The sequence below is a fragment of the Idiomarina aquatica genome, from assembly GCF_003987185.1.
Taxonomy (GTDB): Bacteria; Pseudomonadota; Gammaproteobacteria; order Enterobacterales; family Alteromonadaceae; genus Idiomarina; species Idiomarina aquatica.
In genome coordinates this window covers 172,151-189,564 of sequence record NZ_PIPS01000004.1, presented here as the reverse complement: position 1 = coordinate 189,564, position 17,414 = coordinate 172,151, and the positions used below count along the sequence as shown (strand labels likewise).

Here is a 17,414-nt window from a genome sequence, read left to right as displayed (position 1 = left end):
GTACTGAGTTGAGGACAGCTTATGTCGCCACAGAGTCACGAGATCCTGGATGCGCTAATGACCGCGGTGGTCGTGTTGGATGACTCATTGAACATTCAGTACGTCAATGCGGCGGCTGAGTCTTTGCTTGATCACAGTGCCCGACGGCTGGTGAATGAACCATTTGCCAGTAGTTATGTGTCGACAACATTAGCGATGGAACAGCTCGACGATTGCCTGACTGATCAGCAAACGGTGGTCAACTCGGAAGCAGAATTCGTGCTGCACTCCGGTCAGAAAGTAACGGTAGAAGTCAGTGTGCAATGTATCGCATTGACGGGGGCGGAGCAGCTTCAGTTGCTGTTAGAGCTGCGGCAAGTTGACCTGCAACGGCAAATTTTACGGGAAAATTCGCAACGTCAGCAACTTTTTGCAACTCAGAGTCTGTTGCGTGGCATGGCGCATGAAATAAAAAACCCCCTTGGTGGGCTGCGTGGCGCTGCACAGCTGTTGGCAAGACAACTGACGGCACCGGATCTTATCGAATACACCGATTTAATTATTGCCCAATCGGATCGCTTGCGGAGCCTCATTGACCGATTGTTAGGGCCGGCGCGACTGGAACAACCTCAGCCGGTCAATTTGCATGAGCTGCTTGAGCGTGTTGCGCAAACACTGTCCTACGAATACGACGAGACACTTAAGTTACGGCGTGACTATGACCCTTCGCTGCCGATGTTGCGTGGCATCTCGGATTCCCTCGAGCAGGTATTTCTGAACATTGCCCAAAACGCCGCGCAGGCGATGAATGGTGACGGCGAGATTCATTTAAAAACCCGCGTGGAGCATCAGTTAACCCTATTTGGTCAGCGTTACCGGCAATGCGCGGTGGTTACTATCAGTGACAATGGCCCCGGTATCCCCGAGTCACTGCAAGCACAAATTTTTTACCCGATGGTGAGCGGTCGTACCGGCGGCACCGGTCTGGGATTGTCGCTGGCACACAGTCTAGTGCACCAGCATGGCGGTAAAATCGAGTTTGAATCCAACGCCGGCGCGACACGGTTTCAAATCTATTTGCCCTATCGAGAATTAGAGGAGCATGGCGATGGCACAAACCGCTAAGCTTTGGGTGTTGGATGATGACGCTTCAATCCGTTGGGTATTGGAGCGAACCTTTGCTGAAACAGAGTTTCAGGTACGTTGCTTTGAACAGGCGGGCGAGTTGTATCAGGCACTGGAAACGGAGCAACCGGATGTGTTGTTAAGCGACATCCGTATGCCCGGAGATGATGGGCTGGAGGTATTGCGTCGCTTGCAAAAACAGTTACCTGAGCTACCTATCGTCATTATGACGGCTCACTCCGATTTAGACACCGCGGTCAGCGTTTTTCAAGGTGGGGCTTTTGAGTATTTGGCCAAACCGTTCGATCTTGATGAAGCTTTAGCGATGGCGCGGAAGGCACTGCAACATGCCCGCGCAACGCCGATTGCCGATACGGGAACCACTGCCGAGACCCAACTGATTGGTGATTCGGCAGTGATGCAGGATGTGTTCCGGGTTATCGGGCGGTTATCGAAATCCAGTGTCAGTGTACTCATTACCGGCGAAACCGGAACGGGCAAAGAGCTAGTGGCCAGAGCGCTGCATCAGCACAGCCCGCGGGCAAAGCAACCCTTTGTCGCACTGAACATGGCGGCGATTCCAAACGAATTGATTGAATCGGAGCTGTTTGGGCATGAAAAAGGGGCTTTTACCGGAGCGGATAAGCGTCGCGCCGGGCGTTTTGAGCAAGCCAACCATGGCACCTTATTTTTGGATGAAATCGGTGATATGCCGTTGACCGTGCAAACCCGACTGCTCAGGGTGTTGGCTGAAGGACAGTTCTATCCGGTTGGTGCGCACCAGCCAGTCAGTGTCGACGTGAGGGTTATCGCGGCCACGCATAAAGACTTAAAGTTGGCGGTGCAACGGGGCGAATTTCGTGAAGATCTTTATCATCGCTTAAATGTGATTCAACTGAAATTACCGGCGCTAAGAGAACGTGGTGACGACATTCGTCAACTGACTCAGTATTTTTTAAAAAGCGTGGCACAGGAGCTCGATATCAGCGCTAAGGTGTTGAGTGCGGATGCGATGCAGGCGTTGATGGATTACCAATGGCCGGGCAACGTCAGGCAACTGGAAAACGTTTGTCGCTGGTTAACGGTCATGGCTCCGGGGCAGACGGTGCAACGCAGTGAGCTACCGGAAGATATTTTGGTGCCGGCTAAGGTGGTTTCGGAACCCCAGCCCGAATCGGTGGTCAACACTTCAGATGGTTGGTCAGACAGTATTGAAAGGGAGCTCAAACGTCGGACAACCCAGCACGATGTGTTAAATCAAATGAGCGAAGAGCTGGAGCGTCAAGCGTTGGTTTTTGCCTTGCAAAAATTTGATGGACATAAGCAAAAGGCGGCGCGCTGGCTGGGCTGGGGACGAAATACCCTAACCCGCAAAATGAAGCTATTATTAACGTAAATCTTTTGTAAAAGGCATCGCTCTAACGCCGAGCTTTGTAGAAGATAAGAGCGATGTTTTCTAAACCAAAAGGCTAACCATGCACTCTGTACTACTGATTGATGACGATCACGAAATGTCAGCGATGCTGACGGAGCTATTCAAACGCGAATCAGTCGAGCTCAGTGTCGTCGATGATGGCGTAAAGGGTCTTGATGCTGCGTTAAATGGCGATTATGAGTTGATTCTATTGGATGTGATGTTGCCGGGCATCGATGGTATGCAATTGTTACAACGCCTGCGTCAGCAGCACCGCGATACGGCTGTACTGATGCTGACAGCTCGTGGCGATGACGACGATCGAGTCATGGGGCTGGAGTTGGGGGCCGATGATTATTTACCTAAACCGTTCAATCCGCGGGAATTGATCGCTCGTGTGCGGGCGTTATTGCGCCGTACCGCAAACACCACGATGCAGGCTGAAAAGCTGGTTGCCGGTGGCTTTGAACTGGACCCGGCAAAAGCTGAAGTCAGCTGTGATGGTCAGTCGTTGGTGATTACCCCCACAGAATTTGATATTTTACGTTGCTTAATGCAACAAGCAGGGCAAATGGTCAGCAAAGATCAGCTGTCAGTCGCTGCACTGGGAAGAAAAATGGGACCTTTTGACCGTAGCCTTGATGTGCACATCAGTAATATTCGTAAGAAATTACCAAGCAAACCTGAGCGCATTCAAACGGTACGTGGTCGCGGTTACCGCCTTACGACACAAGTATGAATGAAGCCCGTAAACGGCCGAAAAGCCGCTGGTATCACTCGCTCACTTGGCGGCTTTTACTGTTATTTTGGGCGCTCCTCTTTTTTACCGCCAGTAGCGGTTATTTTCTTGCTGTCTGGAATCGTGCAGCGCCGGAGCCTAAACCCGTAGCGGAACCCATTCGCCGCACACTGCAACCCTTATTAGAAGACCCCGCGACCTTTTTAAGCTTGCAGCCAGGACGGCTACTGGCCGGGGATTATCGTGTGGCAGCCAGAGTGTTGGAGAGTGGCCAGCAAAAACTGATGCTGGATGACTTTTTAGGGGAGCGTTACAGCCAAACCCTGTTACGCTTTTTGAACTACGACAAAACCATGCAAATGCCGCTGGATGACCGGCTGTTAATTGGGCCGTTTGAGTTGGGTGGTAATAAGGTATTGATAACCAGACCGCTACAAGCCCAAGAGTGGCAAGATCAAGCCAAAGCCGAACGTGAACTCACCCGCGCCCGCGCCTGGACCATTCTGAGCGGCAGTTTAGTGATAGCGATTTTACTGGGTATTTGGCTCATTCGACCGATTCGGCGGCTGAGTGCGGCGACTCGTGAAATTGCCGAGGGCAGTGCGGAACCCCATTTAGCGAAGCTACCTCAGCGACGTGATGAGATTGGTGAGTTAGCACGCTCGCTCGCACAAACAGCCAAAGATCTGGCCACTTCCCGCGATGCTCAACGGCGATTACTGAGCGATGTATCCCATGAGCTGCGCTCGCCCATGGCGCGCATGCAAGTGGCGCTGGATTTAACCGATGCCGCGGCTGATGATCGGCACATGCAGCAATTGCGGCGGGACACTGAGCGCCTCAACTCCATCATCGAGCGCATTCTGTCCTTGTCTAAGCTGGAAAATGGTCTGGTGAATTTAAACCGTGAGGACGTTCATGTCGGCGAGTTGGTTACGCAGCTGGTTGATGACATTCATTATGCCAACGCGGAGCTGGGTCAGCGGCTGCAACAGCACGATGGCGACTGGCCGATATTGCAAACCGATCCTGAGTTATTACGCATGATTCTGGAGAACCTGGTGCGCAATGCGTTGCACTATACAGAAGGTCCGGTTGAGCTGGACTATCGAAGCGTCGGTAACCAGCATCGTATTGCTATTCGGGATCACGGTCAGGGAGTTGCTCCGGAGTTGTTAGAAAAACTGTTTGAGCCCTTTTATCGAGGGGATCCCTCCCGTACCCACAAATCCGGTGTCGGCCTGGGTCTTGCCCTGAGTCAACGAGCGGCGACCGTGTTAGGCGGCGAATTGTCTGCCTTCAATCGCGATGAAGGCGGTCTTGAGGTTGTGTTACTATTGCCGCACTATTGATGCTTTCGTAACAAACCTGAGACAACTTGTGATCATTAACCGCCCAAATGACGGCAATTCTGACTGGCTAACGTTTTATCGGGATACCGTAAAGCCTTTCTGGCAGCGGGTCGAGCACCGCTCATTGAACAGCTTTGATAACACCGAGTTACACTGGTGTTTTTATAAAGTCAGTGAGCAGGCGCCGCTGATTGTTATCAGTCCAGGCCGTATTGAAGCGACCGTGAAATATCAGGAACTGGTTTGGGAGCTGGCTCAGGCGGGCATTTCCTGCGCGGTTCTCGACCACCGCGGACAAGGCGAATCGCAGCGCTTGAGCGCTAACCCACAGCAGGGACATGTGCACCGGTTCCGCGACTTCGTTGACGACTTTGGAGAGTTTGAAGCGCAGCTCAGCGCGGTATTCCCGCGCAGTCAAAAACGCTGGCTATTGGCGCACTCTATGGGCGGCGCCATTGCGACCCTCTATTTAAAGGACCATCCCGGTCAATTTGATGAACTGATTTTGAGTTCGCCGATGTTTTCCATCAACACCGCAGGGGTTCCGGTTGCGGTTGCTAAAGCCATCGCGGCAGCGGGAAGTTGGTTGAACAGCACGTTGATGCCTAACAGACCCTGGTACTTTTTTGGTATGGGCGATTATGCCCCGCTCAGTTTCGAAAAAAATGATTTGACCCATAGCCGTAATCGCTATCGCGTTTTTCGTGAAGTGTATGAACAACAGCCCACGGTACAACTTGGCGGACCAACCTTTAACTGGTTGCATCAGGCTTTGATGGCTTGTGAGCAAACGACCGCGAGTGCGATGGATACCGGCTGCGCGGTTACCTTGTTTCAGGCGGGGGCCGATACCGTTGTTTCAGCCGCAGGGCAAAATCGTTTTGCCGAGCAGAATGCGCGGGTGGAAAAAATCGTCATTACGGGCGCTCGGCATGAGCTGTTGATGGAAGCGGATGCCTACCGTCAGCCCGTGGTCGACAAGTTACTCACCATTACGGGTTAGTAGAGCCTTCGACCTGGGCAACAATCTCCGGATCCATATGCACGATAATATCGGCATAAGGGAAGTGCTTCATCAGTTCTGCCTCGACCACATCAGAAATGGCATGGGCTTTAAGCAGGGACAGGCGGTTGTCGAGTTCAATATGTAACTGAATAAAACGGGTTGGACCCGCCTCGCGTGTTCGTAATCCGTGAATGCCAAGTACCCCGTCGACGGCAGTGACGATGTCGACGATCTGACGCTGTGTGGACTCTGGCAATTCCCTGTCCATCAGTGAGTTGAAAGCCTCCGAGCCAATGCGGATTGCGCCGATGATTAAATAGATGGCGATACCGATAGCGAATACGCTGTCCGCCCAGAGTAGTCCCCACCCGCTCAGCAACAGCGCGACAATCACCGCGACATTAAGCAGGATATCCGACTGATAGTGCAGGTGATCCGCTTTAACCGCCTGTGAATCGGTGTGCTTTATTGCCATTCGTTGGATGGTAATAAGCGCTAACGTCAACGCAATCGCGACAACGGATACCCAAATACCGAGATCAATCGATGGCAATTGCGGACCCTGAATGAGCTGTTCGACACTGTGAAAAATCAACAGCATGCTTGAACCGGAGATGAACGCGCTCTGCGCCAGTGCCGCCAACGATTCGGCCTTGCCGTGACCAAAGCGATGCTCTTCATCCGCAGGCTGGAGGGCATAGCGAATGGCAAAAAAACTGAAAACGGATGCACCACTGTCAAGAATCGAGTCGGTCATGGATGCCAGCATGCTGGCCGACTCGGTTTGTAACCACGCCAGTAGCTTCATGACGATAAGCGTAAAAGCAACCAGAACCGACGCGGTACTGGCCAGCTTGACCCAAAAAGAATACTGGTTTTGATAGTTTTTTTCTGGTTTCACGTTACAGCCAAAAAGTTGCGAGTACGGCGGGCGTTATTTTGATATTCTAGCGCTCTTTAGGCTGTTAATAAAATTATCATGTTGCATTTAGTCCTATTTGAACCCGAAATTCCGCCGAATACCGGTAACGCCATTCGGCTGGCAGCTAATACCAATATGAAACTGCATTTGATTGAGCCGCTGGGGTTTGAACTCGATGAAAAAAAAGTACGTCGAGCCGGCCTCGATTATCGAGATCTGGCCAATGTCAGTATTCATAAGAATTGGTCGGCGTTTTTAGAAAACGTTGAACATGGCCGCATCTTTGCTTGCACAACACGTGGTTCGACACGTTACACCGACGTGCAGTACCAAGCCGGCGACGTGTTATTGTTTGGACCGGAAACACGCGGGTTACCGATGGAGGTGTTGCAGACCTTTGATCAACAACAATGGTTACGCTTACCTATGGCGGGTAACAGCCGTAGCCTGAACTTATCGAATTGTGTTGCGATTTTCGCCTACGAGGCCTGGCGGCAGTTGGGATTTGAGGGCGCGATCTAAGTGCGCCTTTAGCAATTGCCCGATTTCATTGTTATTAAATGCCAGGTACAGCGGTACGGGATCTCTCAGACGCTCGCGCCGATATGGCTTTTCAGTCCAGTCAGGCAAGTTGTGTTTATAGTCGATAACACCATCGACACGATTTAAGTCCAGCATAGCAAAGCAGTCCAATGGCGCATTGGCTTTATAATAGGACACGTGCTTGGGCAAAAATGTGCGCTGTACGTCACTGCCCGAATAACAAACGGTATGGTCCTGGTTGCCGCTGAGCAGTTCTTGCTCGACCGTGTCATCCGTTGTGAACAGGTATAAAGCGTCGTCCATGGCGATGGGCAGCTCAGAATAGATGAAATCAGCCTCGAACTGATGCTTCTGTACACCAACCAGCAGGTGCGCGCGTTGCTCCACTAACAAATTGCGTGCGCGAGGCCAATTACTGGCTGAGGTTTCAAGCTCGTCTACGGCATTGGCCAGCAGTTGGCTTATCAATTCCCATAAACTGCCGCTGCCGTCGGCATTGGTCAGGCCCGGCTGAATGGAACTGGCGGCGACGAATTGCGTTGGCATATCGATCGGGCGCAGTTGATCAGGTAGCTCCAATTGATACTGTTTTTTCAACGCCGCCAATCGACCAGATGCTTTCATTGCGCTGAGGCGCTGATAGAGCGGCTCAATCAAGTGTTTATAGCTGTCATGCAGGTAATGGTACCCGGCTTCATCTCGTAAACGGTAAATCACATAGTCGCCGGGATTTTCCAAGGTTAGGTTGCGTAATTGAAAATCGGCGATTAACGCGGCATCGATGCGCCCTGAATTGAGCAGTTTCGCGACCTGCTCGAATTTCGTTTGTTGAAATACCGGCCGGTCAAAGTCGGCATCCTCCAGTACTTTTTCGGCAGCTCGCATACCGCTTACGTGGGCGACGCTATCAATCGCTTTTATTGTGCACAGGCCACACTCGCTGCGCTTCGCCACAAGCACAATGGAAAATTCGTACAAGCGAAAGGGTACCCGGTTTAACGACGGCAGTTGTTCTTCTAAGTTGGCCAGGCGGCCAAGTTCACCCGCAATTTCACCGCTTTCTGCGAGTTGTTCCGCACGCAAACGAGGCAGAGGCTGATAGTTAAGCTCTACCCCTAAATCGGCGTATGCCTCTTCCAGTACCGCAGTGACATAATTCACCATCGGCCCGGGAGTAGGCTCGCGAAAAGTCAGTGATTGTTGAGCTCCGGCAGAGAACACCGATAGCAGGGTGCTCAACAATGCAAGTAAAACAATAAATTTCATACAACAACGGGTCTTTGGATGACAGAATAAGACCGAGTCAGTATACCAGTTTACGGCTGAAAATATCCACGTTGCAAAATTTCGCCATTATTCATCATCCTACGACCCCGGTACCAGACATCGGTGAGTGTGAAGCTGTCCGGGCACAGCAAGTTGAGGTCGGCATCAGCACCGATTTCAATGGTTCCCTTGTGGTCTAACTTAAGCCGCTTAGCCGCATTGCTGGCCGCCACAGCAAAAACCGTTGCCGGTGGAATGCCGTCACGCAGACATTCCTGTACGGTTTCTAGCAGACTGACGGCGCGACCAACCTTTAACCCTCGTAATTGTCCATGGGCGTCAAAGTCCGGCAGGCTGGCATTGGCGTCGGTACTGATGCTGATCTGTGAGACAGCGACACCAAGATCAAGCAGTTTCGCGACGCATTTAGCGGCCGGGATCTCCCCTTCAGCGACAAGCTCGGGTGTCGTCGAGCAGGTAAGGTCGAGCATCATACCTTGCTTGGCAAGGTGAGCTCCCTGCTGCACAAGCCCGGTGTGGCGATTAATGTGAGTTGGATAGAACTGATTAACGTCAACGTCGAAGTCCTGCGTTACCTGCTCGATAAGAGAGAGTTGGCTTTGTTCGTCGCCGACATGCAAAAAGGTAACGCCGGCTTTCCCGCTCAGCAAACCACCAACTTTTGCTTCACTGGCGACCCGGGCGAGTTCGGCAGCAGTAAGCTGTGAGCCGCGCTTGTCAGCGATCGCCAGTTCACCAATGCCTATCATCTTATCGATCAGGATAAGGTCATTGCGAATGCTGCCGGTCACGGTCACGACAGGATACTGGTAGCTGCCGGTATAGCAATAGGTGGTTAAGCCCAGGTTGGACAAACCATGGGCGTTCGCCAGCATATCTTCTAAGGTGCGGGTCGACGCGTCGGTGCCAAGCCCGGATACCATGGTTGCGATACCTGCCTCAATGGCGTCGGTAATTGGCATAACCGGCGTGCGAGTGTGAAAACCACCCTCGCCACCGCCACCGTTAAAGTGAGCGAGCGGGTCAACAAAGCCCGGCACCAGCCAGCGTGCTTCTGCATCTATCGTTTCGACGTCAACGCCGGAACCGGTTAAGGTCAGCTCAGGTGCGATAGCGGCAATACTACCGTTGGCCATCAAAACATCGTTTAGGCCCTGATCGGCGGGTGAAAAAACACGGGCGTTTTTAATCAGTGTTAACATAAACTACTTAAATCCTATCAGTACAGCGATAACGATGGCGGCGACAGACATTAACATGAGCAAAAGCTGGAAGCGCCAAATCACTTTCAGCCAGTCACCCCAGCCTAATTTGACGGCGCCGAGACAGCCAATTAATGAAGCAGACGTTGGAATCACAATATTAGTCAGCCCATCACCAAGTTGAAAGGCCAGTACGGCGATTTGACGACTGACACCGACGAGGTCCGATAACGGTGCCATCAGCGGCATGGTAAGTGCCGCCTGACCCGAACCGGATGCAATAAAGAAATTAAATACCGACTGGAAGACCAACATCAACACCGCACTGCTGGCGGCTGAAAAATCACCGATGGCGTTACTGGTATGGTGCAAAATGGTATTTAGTGTTGATGGCGTAGCCGGGTCGTCGCCGCCAAGCAGCAGAACCAGCCCTTTGGCAAAGCCTACGATTAGAGCCGCCGGCAACAAGTCTTTAGCGCCCTGATTAAACGCGTCAGCGACACCATTGGCTGTCAAGCGTTTACCGACTATGGCTACGAGACCGGCAATAATCCCAATAACAAAGAATTGTGCGGCAATTTCGGGAATGTAATAGGCACGGGTGGTTACGCCCCAGATAACCCAAATTAAGCCAACCAAGAACACCAATAAAATACTGCCGTCGGTGGCGCTAAAGCGTGCGTTGATGGTTTCCGCCTGGCCTCTCGCCGCCTGTGACTTGGTTCGTTCGCTGTACCGCAGCGTAAAAACCAATCCCAGCAAGGTAAAGCAGAACCACAATAAACCGCGGTATGCAGCACCGGACAACAGCGGTACTTCGGCGATGCCCTGAGCGATGGCGACGCTGAACGGGTTCATCCATGACGTAGCAAAGCCAATTTGTGTGGCAACATAGGTGATGAGTACCGTCGTGGCGGCGTTATAGCCCAACGACCGCATCACCGGATACAGCACCAGACAAAATGCGATGGCTTCTTCTCCCATACCAAAAATGGCGCCACCCAGTGAAAATAAGAGAAACATGGCGACTAAAAACGCGCGGTCAAAGGCCTGCGTTTTTTGAATCAGACGCAATACGCCATTCTCAATGGCCTGTGTTTTTAAAATGATACCGAAGGAGCCACCAACGATAAGAATGAAGGCAATAACGCCAATGGCAGAACCCCATTTGGTGCCGGACACCAACCCTTCGAAGGCAACATTAGCCAGGCCCATGTCACCACCTTCGGCAAATAGCGGTGGTGCACTGGATGCTTCGTCGGCGTATTGAAAACTTCCGGGTTCGATAACGGTTCTTGAGGTTGTGCCATTGGCACTGTCTTGCTCAACGGTTTGTACCGTAAAAGCGCCCGCAGGCACTAACCAGGCGGTTAGTGCTGCGAACAATGAAACGAAGAATAAGATGACCAACGCATCGGGCATGGCCATCTTTTGGTTATGATTTGTCATCGCGTTTGCCGTTAGAAGTTAACGGTGTAACGTAAACCGACTTCACGTCCCATCCAGTCATGAATTGACGACGCATAGCCATTGGTTGGCGATGAGGCATAAGGAGGCTCCTCGTCCAACAGGTTACTGACCGTTAACAACAGTTTGTGGTTGTCCATAATTTGATAACCAAAGCTGGCATTCCAGGTTAGCCAGGAATCGACCTCAGTGTTGCCGCCCCACTGGAAGTCACCGTCGCCCATACTGCTGACATAATGGCCGATCAGGCTGGCATCAATTGCGCCTTGATACCACTGCACACCGAAGTCGGCAACAAAATCAGGACGGGCAATTTCGGCAGCCCCGCTCAAACGACCGAGCAAGTCTTCGGGTTCGGCATCCTCGGTGGCCTTACGCTCATAACTGAAGGTCTTTGTGGCCGTTGCAAACAATTTGAATTGGCCATAAGCGTCTGTGTCGAGATCGTAATTGGTGTTGATGTCGAGGCCATCGGTGGTTTGCTCACCAACATTAAAGTAGCCGGTGCGCATATAAAAAATATCACCGTCACCATCGACCACACAGCCAAACTCACCGTTTAATTCAGCAATGGTGTTGACCACAGGCGCGTTACCGGCAACACAGGCGTCCAACGTTGTATTGGCATCGATATCGACAATATCTTCATGGTCGTAACGCCAGTAATCGGCGGTAACTTGCCAGTTTTCAGTAATGTTCCATGACACACCGGTATTATAGGCGGTTGAGTTTTCGGCTTTGAGATTAGGGTTACCGATGGTTTCCTGATCCAGCTCTAATTCGCCCAACGCTGCGCCATTGTCACCACATAAGCTGGCATACGGAGAACCTGCTTCACAGTCAACATAGGCCGCGGATAATGACGTTCCGGCACCCAACTGGTTAAGCGATGGCGCGCGGAAACCCGTACTTGCCGAAGCACGCAGGACAAGATCATCGGTTGCACGCCAGCGAATCGATACTTTTGGATTGGTGTCGCCGCCAAAGTCGGAATAATGGTCATAGCGCAACGCCCAAATGGTATCAATGGTATCGGTTAACGGCACATGAAACTCACCGTAAACAGCATACTGGTCACGATCGGCAGCGGCCTGACTCGCACCTAACGCAAACACACCGTTGTTGGCGGCAATATCAGCGGGATTATCCCAAATTTCTTCGGTACGATATTCGCCCCCAAAGACGGATTTAACGTAGCCGGCGGGTAATTGGAACAGATCGCCACTGAGGTTAAAATCAAAAGAGGTAAGCTCCGATTCACCACGACGCGGCGCTAATGTGCGTAGCGATGCCAGCACAGCCTCGCTGTTGTCACGCCCCAAGTTGAATGGATTAAACTCGCCAGCCGCCGTTGCCGCATCGACCGCGGCTACTGAATAAAAGCCACCGGTATGCAGAATTTCATTTTCGGTCTTGCCGTAGGCTAACGCGGTTTCCCATTGCCAGTAATCGAATTCACCACGCAGGCCGGCCAATACCCGGATTGATTCATCGGTGTAACTCTGTGTTCGGCGATCCGGAAAACGGGAATCAACATAGATAGGGTCTTCGCTGCCGTCCTGCTGATCGATTTGCTTAGCCCAATCGGGAATCATCGGTGAGTCAGCAGGAACGGTAACCGAAAAGGCCGCACCCGAATCGTAGGCGTGCCCTTCATTCTGTTGGTACATCGCTTCAGCAAAAAACTCAGTGGTGTCGTCGATACGATAAATGTGACTGAGCGTAGCCCCCATGTTGTCATAATCCGGTTGGATCGCACGCTGTATGACGTAGTCATAATCACAACGCTCGCCGGCTACCGCGGTACCGTCGTTGCAGTACGGTTCGGCGTATTCGGTGCCGTCGATTTCAACAAAGGTATTTGACTCATAAGTAACATCGATGGGGCGGTCTGAGTTAAATAGAGCATTTTGTTTGACCACATCAAGAATGACCGTGGTGTTTGAATTCTTGGTGGAGAAACCACCGACATAAGTGGCATTGACACGGCTGGCATCGGAACTGGCGGTGTCATCACCGTACATCAGCGAGAGTTCGTGGCCTTCGTAGTCATCGCGTAGAATAAAGTTAATGACACCCGCGATGGCATCAGAACCGTAGACACTGGACGCGCCGTCGGTGAGTACATCCACCCGTTCAATCGCCGCCATAGGGATGTTGTTCACATTGACAAACGAATCGGAGCCATTGGCAAACGAGCTGACGTTAACACGGCGACCGTTAACCAGCACCAATGTCGAACTGCTTCCTAAACCTCGTAAACTAACCCCGGCTGAACCCGCCGGCGCACCATCAGCACCACCGACGTTGCCGTTGGTGGTAAACGTGCCGGCTGTTGCCGCCTGAGGTAAATCGCGCAGAAACGAACCGATGGTAAGGTGACCACGATCGACAATATCTTCCTGGCTAAATACTTGAACTGGATTAGCACCTTCCATGTCCACCCCTTTTAGGCGTGAACCGGTGACCTGGATAGTTTCAACGTCTTGTTGTTGTTCGGTTTGTTGTGCGTCCTGCGCTTGCTGCATAGCAGCCGCGATCGGGGATAGGCACAGACCCGCTACGGGTACGATCAGACTCCACTTGGACATAATAAATCTCCTTTGTGGTTTTTTAATTATTTTTAGAGAAACCTGCTCAACGGCAGGGAATTTTATGTCACGAGTCCTGTCACAAATCGGACAGACGGCGGCTCATGAATAACGATGAGTTGGCTAGATAGCCAAAGCGGAAGAGGTGATTCGACACACGCTCGCCGCAGTAACCGGGCGGTTACCGTGGCCTATTCGTCAAACCATTCTGACAAGTAGAAGCTATCGTAGTGATAGCTGGATAGTTGATAAGCTTTTTTCAGCATAGTCGTTATAATGTTCTTATTATCGCAGTCAGCATTGACTGTTTTATAGGGATAGCATTAGCGTGAAAGGCTGTCAATTTTACTAAATAGCATAGTAGTGTCGCTCTACGTATGCGGTGATGTATCAACAGAGGTCTGAATTTATGTTCAAGCGCGTTACTCAAAGTCTTGCGTTCGCTGCATTAACGGCAGCCGGAATGTCGAGCGCGGTAGCTCAGGAAAATGACGACAACTATCGCCATTTATTCATGGCAGGTGGTGCACTGACGTTGTGCTCAAGCTTTAATTCCAACAACTGTGATGAGGTTGACTGGATTGATAGCGAAAAAATGCGCACTGACCGTTATTTGAATCTATCCGAGAAATTTCGTCTTGAGGCCACCTCTGACCGAGTCTGGAGCGCTTACCGTGAGGAAACCCGGAAGAAAGTCGTCGATGCCTTGGAGTTGATTCACGAACGGGTGAATGAAGACATCATCTCCGAGCGTGTTTTCGAACGCGAGTTTACCCGCCGGGCGACACTGCCAACGTACAACCTGCTGTCTGACGCCGAGTATGCGAAGATCATTGATCTGCTGGAAGTACCGATGTCGAGTGACTTCCCGGAAGTGGTCAATGTCGACGAATCATTGAACCAAGAGGCTGCATCACTGTACCGCCGCTTCATGGACATTGCCGCTCAAAATGTCGCAGAAGGTAAGCAGCCGGTCGTTTACTTTTCAACCTCAGCCTCTCGTGACCCATATGAAGCCATCGATTTCTATCACAGCTTATTTACCCAGCTTGGCGCCGATGCACGCTGGTTGCCGTTGGATTCAGCGGTGGTTGAAGCGCGCGCAGAAGGCCGTTGTGACGAACTCAACGAGGTTCAGGAAGAAGTGCTCGGTGCGTACGATCGGGATCGGGTCCATCGTGACGATTACCAGCAACAGGTAGAATTTTGTAAGTCCGCGGAAGCAGAGTATGAAATGCTCGCCAATGCCGACGCGATATTTTTTAATGGCGGTGACCAGAACCTGACACGTAATACGTTCGTCAAGGACGATAACAGCCCATCAGATCTACTGCGTATGATCGTCGCCAGAGTCCAGCAGAAGAAGCTGGTGGTCGGCGGAACCAGCGCAGGTACTGCGGTGTTAACCGCAAAACCAATGATTTCCAACGGTACCACAGCATCGGCAATTAAAGATGGCAGCGTCGCCACCAATCCACCGCCGTTCGGCTGTGACCTGGATAACACCTGCCCGGCTAATACCGGCCCTGATACGCTGACTTATCACCCGTTTGGTGGCCTGGCACTGTTTCATTTTGCCAGCCTGGATACACACTTCTCAGAGCGTGGCCGGCAGGGCCGTTTAATTCGATTAGCTGCTGACAGCACCACGCCACTATCCATCGGTATTGATGAGAATACCGCCATGCTGGTAAATCTGGAAAAAGGCGATTTCGATATCATCGGTGAACGTGGGGTGTTCTTCGTCGAACATGCGCAAGGTGCAGCAAACGCCGTCGCGGCAACGTTTCATTATTTGGTCGCTGGAGCGTCCGGTATGATGAACCCGTTTGGCCTGCAAACGGCAGAGTTTTCGAAAGGCAGCAACATCGTTAAAACCGAGCCAACCACCAACTTCTTGAGTGATCGCGGCTTAATCGATTCGATGCGAGTATTGTGTGGCGATCGTAAAGAAATGACGTTATTAAATAACGACTACCGTCTGGTTGCACGCATCGATGACAGCAGCCGTACGGCCAGCGCAGGTGGTGAATGTCAAATCATTAACGGCAAAATTGGTATTGCTTACCAACCAGAAGAGCAGCTATAACCTGCGTTAATCGCGCTGAAAAGTGGGCGGGGGTGGATTGCGTTAAGGCATCGAAAACCCCCTTTTTCAAAAGTGTCTGGCGCCAGGGATGGCGCCAGTCAAGCCCTACAGGGACGTACTTGCGGGCGTCTTTTGAAAAAGGGGTTAAGATGCCCAGCAATCCTCCCCCGTCCGCTTTTGTGTTGCGCCAAAGGCGCAACCTACACGCCGTATTGCTCGCGGTAGGCTTGTACTTTTGGTAAGTGCTCGTTGAACTCCGGATCGTCTTTCAAGAATTCGATGATGTCATTAAGGCCAACGATAGAGATAATGGTCGCACCAAAGTCGCGTTCCACTTCCTGAATGGCGGACAATTCGCCTTTGCCCTTTTCCTGACGATCCAGTGCAATCAGCACACCGGCCAGGCTGGCGCCATTGGCTTCGACAATTTCCATGGATTCACGAATGGCCGTGCCGGCGGTAATGACGTCGTCCACCAGCATGACCTTGCCGGTCAGTTCAGCGCCGACCAGGTTACCGCCTTCGCCGTGGTCTTTCTTTTCTTTACGGTTAAAACAGTACGGCGTGTCCTTCTGATGATGGTCGTATAATGCTACAGCGGTTGCCGTAGCAATGGGAATGCCCTTGTAGGCTGGGCCAAAGAGCACATCAAAGTCGACATTTGCATCCATCAGTGCGGCCGCGTAGAAGCGTCCCAGCTTGGCAAGGTCCGAACCTTTGTTAAATAAACCCGCATTAAAAAAGTACGGGCTGGTGCGACCTGATTTTAACGTGAACTCACCAAATTTTAGCACGCCTCGCTCGATGGCAAACTCAATAAACTGTTTTTGATAGTCTTTCACTGTGTGACTCCTGACCGCTTACGCCAATGCCGATTTCTGGATATCAATCAGCTCTTTGATGCTGTGGCGGGCAATTTCCACCAGGCTTTGCATTTCATCGTAGCTGAAGGCTTCGCCTTCGGCGGTGCCCTGAATTTCAATAAACTTGCCGGCTTCGGTCATGACCACATTCATGTCGGTCTCTGCTTTTGAGTCCTCAATGTACTCGAGGTCGCTGACCGGTTCGCCATTGACGATGCCGACAGAAATGGCCGCAACCATTTCCTTTAATGGGTTCACTTTAATTAAGCCTTTGCTGCGCATGTAATTAATTGCATCGACCAACGCCACACAGGCACCGGTGATCGACGCCGTACGGGTACCACCGTCAGCCTGTAACACATCACAGTCCAACGTAATGGTGTTCTCACCCAGCGCTTTTAAATCGAGGCAGGCACGAAGAGAACGGGCGATCAGCCGTTGAATTTCCATGGTGCGGCCGCCTTGTTTACCACGTGCGGCCTCGCGCTGCGAACGAGTGTGCGTCGAGCGTGGCAGCATACTGTATTCAGCCGTTACCCAGCCTTGTCCCTGACCTTTTAAGAAACGTGGTACGCCCGTTTCAACGGTAGCATTGCAAAGTACTTTGGTATCGCCAAACTCGATAAGTACTGAGCCTTCCGCGTGTTTGGTGAAATTGCGAGTAATGGTAACCGGACGAATTTGTTGGGCAGTACGGCCGCTTGGACGCATGGCATCTCCTGTGATTGGCTTGAAGGTTTATGAGCACGTATTGTAGCAAATTCGTGCAGTTAATGGATCGCTTAACCTCCATCAACGTATTACACTATACGACAAGCAACGATGAGCGGGAGGC

At 51.7% G+C, this 17,414-nt stretch carries 14 protein-coding genes; 7 read left to right on the top strand and 7 right to left on the bottom strand.

Features of this window, described 5'->3' with window-relative positions; all coding sequences use genetic code 11:
• Positions 1 to 21 precede the first annotated feature (21 nt).
• The 5 genes from glnL to CWE23_RS11930 all read left to right on the top strand — a co-directional run bounded on the left by glnL (position 22) and on the right by CWE23_RS11930 (position 5,612).
• Positions 22 to 1,104, top strand: coding sequence for a nitrogen regulation protein NR(II) (gene glnL / locus CWE23_RS11950; protein ID WP_126820374.1), 1,083 nt, complete (start codon positions 22 to 24; stop codon positions 1,102 to 1,104).
• A complete protein-coding gene (ntrC, locus tag CWE23_RS11945) occupies positions 1,088 to 2,500 on the top strand; it encodes a nitrogen regulation protein NR(I) (protein WP_126820373.1) in 1,413 nt (470 codons plus the stop codon). The genes glnL and ntrC overlap by 17 nt, the downstream gene beginning before the upstream one ends.
• A gap of 79 nt (positions 2,501 to 2,579) precedes the next feature.
• Positions 2,580 to 3,257, top strand: coding sequence for a response regulator transcription factor (locus CWE23_RS11940; RefSeq protein ID WP_105307497.1), 678 nt, complete (start codon positions 2,580 to 2,582; stop codon positions 3,255 to 3,257).
• The gene (locus tag CWE23_RS11935; RefSeq protein WP_126820372.1) at positions 3,254 to 4,609 is read left to right on the top strand and encodes a sensor histidine kinase; all 1,356 of its coding nucleotides are present in this window, start codon (positions 3,254 to 3,256) and stop codon (positions 4,607 to 4,609) included. Before CWE23_RS11940 ends, CWE23_RS11935 begins: the two co-directional genes overlap by 4 nt.
• A 28-nt stretch (positions 4,610 to 4,637) precedes the next feature.
• Positions 4,638 to 5,612, top strand: a complete 975-nt coding sequence (locus tag CWE23_RS11930) for an alpha/beta fold hydrolase (RefSeq protein WP_241970634.1) — start codon at positions 4,638 to 4,640, stop codon at positions 5,610 to 5,612.
• On the opposite strand, the gene fieF is transcribed toward CWE23_RS11930, so the two are convergent.
• Entirely contained in the window at positions 5,602 to 6,516 is a 915-nt protein-coding gene (gene fieF / locus CWE23_RS11925) for a cation efflux pump FieF (protein ID WP_126820370.1), read from the bottom strand. The genes CWE23_RS11930 and fieF overlap by 11 nt on opposite strands.
• A gap of 78 nt (positions 6,517 to 6,594) precedes the next feature.
• On the opposite strand from fieF, the gene trmL reads away from it, so the two are divergent.
• Positions 6,595 to 7,059 (top strand): tRNA (uridine(34)/cytosine(34)/5-carboxymethylaminomethyluridine(34)-2'-O)-methyltransferase TrmL, encoded by a 465-nt coding sequence (trmL, locus tag CWE23_RS11920; RefSeq protein ID WP_105307493.1) that lies wholly within the window; start codon positions 6,595 to 6,597, stop codon positions 7,057 to 7,059.
• Here trmL and CWE23_RS11915 read toward each other — a convergent pair.
• Genes CWE23_RS11915 through CWE23_RS11900 form a run of 4 tightly spaced genes read right to left on the bottom strand, consistent with a single transcriptional unit; the run spans position 6,991 to position 13,627 of the window.
• Positions 6,991 to 8,346, bottom strand: coding sequence for a substrate-binding periplasmic protein (locus tag CWE23_RS11915; RefSeq protein WP_126820369.1), 1,356 nt, complete (start codon positions 8,344 to 8,346; stop codon positions 6,991 to 6,993). The two genes, trmL and CWE23_RS11915, sit on opposite strands and share 69 nt — an antisense overlap.
• A gap of 50 nt (positions 8,347 to 8,396) precedes the next feature.
• On the bottom strand, positions 8,397 to 9,569 hold the full coding sequence (gene iadA, locus CWE23_RS11910; RefSeq protein ID WP_126820368.1) for a beta-aspartyl-peptidase: 1,173 nt from the start codon (positions 9,567 to 9,569) through the stop codon (positions 8,397 to 8,399).
• 3 nt (positions 9,570 to 9,572) lie between these two features.
• The gene (gene yfcC, locus CWE23_RS11905) at positions 9,573 to 11,018 is read right to left on the bottom strand and encodes a putative basic amino acid antiporter YfcC (protein WP_126820367.1); all 1,446 of its coding nucleotides are present in this window, start codon (positions 11,016 to 11,018) and stop codon (positions 9,573 to 9,575) included.
• 11 nt (positions 11,019 to 11,029) lie between these two features.
• Positions 11,030 to 13,627 (bottom strand): TonB-dependent receptor plug domain-containing protein, encoded by a 2,598-nt coding sequence (locus tag CWE23_RS11900; protein ID WP_126820366.1) that lies wholly within the window; start codon positions 13,625 to 13,627, stop codon positions 11,030 to 11,032.
• A gap of 409 nt (positions 13,628 to 14,036) precedes the next feature.
• On the opposite strand from CWE23_RS11900, the gene CWE23_RS11895 reads away from it, so the two are divergent.
• Positions 14,037 to 15,716: a cyanophycinase gene (locus tag CWE23_RS11895; RefSeq protein WP_105307488.1), complete on the top strand. Its 1,680-nt coding sequence runs from the start codon at positions 14,037 to 14,039 to the stop codon at positions 15,714 to 15,716.
• 200 nt (positions 15,717 to 15,916) lie between these two features.
• On the opposite strand, the gene pyrE is transcribed toward CWE23_RS11895, so the two are convergent.
• Positions 15,917 to 16,558 (bottom strand): orotate phosphoribosyltransferase, encoded by a 642-nt coding sequence (pyrE, locus tag CWE23_RS11890; protein ID WP_105307487.1) that lies wholly within the window; start codon positions 16,556 to 16,558, stop codon positions 15,917 to 15,919.
• Between the two features lie 18 nt (positions 16,559 to 16,576).
• Positions 16,577 to 17,290 (bottom strand): ribonuclease PH, encoded by a 714-nt coding sequence (rph, locus tag CWE23_RS11885; protein ID WP_105307486.1) that lies wholly within the window; start codon positions 17,288 to 17,290, stop codon positions 16,577 to 16,579.
• Positions 17,291 to 17,414 lie beyond the last annotated feature (124 nt).

Excerpts from the sequence above, each read along its gene's own strand:
- rph (WP_105307486.1), bottom strand. The coding sequence starts at position 17,290 with ATGCGTCCAAGCGGCCGTACTGCCCAACAAATTCGTCCGGTTACCATT.
- CWE23_RS11895 (WP_105307488.1), top strand. The coding sequence starts at position 14,037 with ATGTTCAAGCGCGTTACTCAAAGTCTTGCGTTCGCTGCATTAACGGCA.
- glnL (WP_126820374.1), top strand. The coding sequence starts at position 22 with ATGTCGCCACAGAGTCACGAGATCCTGGATGCGCTAATGACCGCGGTG.
- iadA (WP_126820368.1), bottom strand. The coding sequence starts at position 9,569 with ATGTTAACACTGATTAAAAACGCCCGTGTTTTTTCACCCGCCGATCAG.
- yfcC (WP_126820367.1), bottom strand. The coding sequence starts at position 11,018 with ATGACAAATCATAACCAAAAGATGGCCATGCCCGATGCGTTGGTCATC.
- CWE23_RS11900 (WP_126820366.1), bottom strand. The coding sequence starts at position 13,627 with ATGTCCAAGTGGAGTCTGATCGTACCCGTAGCGGGTCTGTGCCTATCC.
- CWE23_RS11940 (WP_105307497.1), top strand. The coding sequence starts at position 2,580 with ATGCACTCTGTACTACTGATTGATGACGATCACGAAATGTCAGCGATG.
- CWE23_RS11935 (WP_126820372.1), top strand. The coding sequence starts at position 3,254 with ATGAATGAAGCCCGTAAACGGCCGAAAAGCCGCTGGTATCACTCGCTC.
- ntrC (WP_126820373.1), top strand. The coding sequence starts at position 1,088 with ATGGCACAAACCGCTAAGCTTTGGGTGTTGGATGATGACGCTTCAATC.
- trmL (WP_105307493.1), top strand. The coding sequence starts at position 6,595 with ATGTTGCATTTAGTCCTATTTGAACCCGAAATTCCGCCGAATACCGGT.
- CWE23_RS11915 (WP_126820369.1), bottom strand. The coding sequence starts at position 8,346 with ATGAAATTTATTGTTTTACTTGCATTGTTGAGCACCCTGCTATCGGTG.